Origin of the sequence: Serratia sp. 2880STDY5682894 (genome assembly GCF_001537385.1) — a bacterium.
Lineage (GTDB): Bacteria > Pseudomonadota > Gammaproteobacteria > Enterobacterales > Enterobacteriaceae > Serratia > Serratia nevei.
In genome coordinates this window covers 1-2,136 of record NZ_FCJA01000022.1, presented here as the reverse complement: position 1 = coordinate 2,136, position 2,136 = coordinate 1, and the positions used below count along the sequence as shown (strand labels likewise).

At 50.7% G+C, this 2,136-nt stretch carries 1 tRNA gene and 1 rRNA gene; both read right to left on the bottom strand.

What is annotated here, in order from left to right:
• Positions 1 to 156 precede the first annotated feature (156 nt).
• Positions 157 to 232 (bottom strand) — tRNA-Glu (locus AWX27_RS24205).
• A 140-nt stretch (positions 233 to 372) separates the two neighbouring features.
• A 16S ribosomal RNA gene (locus AWX27_RS24200) occupies positions 373 to 1,914 on the bottom strand.
• Positions 1,915 to 2,136 lie beyond the last annotated feature (222 nt).

The following is a 2,136-nucleotide window of genomic DNA, read 5'->3' as shown; positions in this document are numbered from 1 at the left end:
ACATCTACGGAGGGATAAATTTCAGCCGTCATGTTTCAATTTTCAGCTTGTTCCAGATTGTTAAAGAGCAATATCTTAAACATGACTCGCAAGTCATCTTTAAGATTTTTTCGGCCTGTCGTGACCGGTGATAATGTCTTTCACTCATTATCGGAATGGCGTCCCCAAGGGGATTCGAACCCCTGTTACAGCCGTGAAAGGGCAGTGTCCTAGGCCTCTAGACGATGGGGACACGAAAATCCGATTAAACTGAATAACTTAATCGGTTCGTATCAGCATGAATAACTCATGGCATCAACAGGTAGCGCTTTGCTCGTTACTTTTTCATCAGACAATCTGTGTGAGCACGCCACTCGAACTAATATCTTTAGGTAAGGAGGTGATCCAACCGCAGGTTCCCCTACGGTTACCTTGTTACGACTTCACCCCAGTCATGAATCACAAAGTGGTAAGCGCCCTCCCGAAGGTTAAGCTACCTACTTCTTTTGCAACCCACTCCCATGGTGTGACGGGCGGTGTGTACAAGGCCCGGGAACGTATTCACCGTAGCATTCTGATCTACGATTACTAGCGATTCCGACTTCATGGAGTCGAGTTGCAGACTCCAATCCGGACTACGACATACTTTATGAGGTCCGCTTGCTCTCGCGAGGTCGCTTCTCTTTGTATATGCCATTGTAGCACGTGTGTAGCCCTACTCGTAAGGGCCATGATGACTTGACGTCATCCCCACCTTCCTCCAGTTTATCACTGGCAGTCTCCTTTGAGTTCCCGGCCGAACCGCTGGCAACAAAGGATAAGGGTTGCGCTCGTTGCGGGACTTAACCCAACATTTCACAACACGAGCTGACGACAGCCATGCAGCACCTGTCTCAGAGTTCCCGAAGGCACCAATCCATCTCTGGAAAGTTCTCTGGATGTCAAGAGTAGGTAAGGTTCTTCGCGTTGCATCGAATTAAACCACATGCTCCACCGCTTGTGCGGGCCCCCGTCAATTCATTTGAGTTTTAACCTTGCGGCCGTACTCCCCAGGCGGTCGATTTAACGCGTTAGCTCCGGAAGCCACGCCTCAAGGGCACAACCTCCAAATCGACATCGTTTACAGCGTGGACTACCAGGGTATCTAATCCTGTTTGCTCCCCACGCTTTCGCACCTGAGCGTCAGTCTTCGTCCAGGGGGCCGCCTTCGCCACCGGTATTCCTCCAGATCTCTACGCATTTCACCGCTACACCTGGAATTCTACCCCCCTCTACGAGACTCTAGCTTGCCAGTTTCAAATGCAGTTCCCAGGTTGAGCCCGGGGATTTCACATCTGACTTAACAAACCGCCTGCGTGCGCTTTACGCCCAGTAATTCCGATTAACGCTTGCACCCTCCGTATTACCGCGGCTGCTGGCACGGAGTTAGCCGGTGCTTCTTCTGCGAGTAACGTCAATTGATGAGCGTATTAAGCTCACCACCTTCCTCCTCGCTGAAAGTGCTTTACAACCCGAAGGCCTTCTTCACACACGCGGCATGGCTGCATCAGGCTTGCGCCCATTGTGCAATATTCCCCACTGCTGCCTCCCGTAGGAGTCTGGACCGTGTCTCAGTTCCAGTGTGGCTGGTCATCCTCTCAGACCAGCTAGGGATCGTCGCCTAGGTGAGCCATTACCCCACCTACTAGCTAATCCCATCTGGGCACATCTGATGGCAAGAGGCCCGAAGGTCCCCCTCTTTGGTCTTGCGACGTTATGCGGTATTAGCTACCGTTTCCAGTAGTTATCCCCCTCCATCAGGCAGTTTCCCAGACATTACTCACCCGTCCGCCGCTCGTCACCCAGAGAGCAAGCTCTCTTGTGCTACCGCTCGACTTGCATGTGTTAAGCCTGCCGCCAGCGTTCAATCTGAGCCATGATCAAACTCTTCAATTAAAAGCTTGATTTGCTTCCACTCGAGAAGCGATGCTCAAAGATTTACTGCATGAATTTTACTTCAGTTAGTCACTCTTCAAGACTTGATATTTTTTTGCATCCGAAGATGCTGGATATCGTCTTGTGGAGTGCCCACACAGATTGTCTGATAAATTGTTAAAGAGCAGTGAGTTAGGCGCTTTCGCTTGCTAACTCGAGGTGGCGTATATTACGCTTTTCACC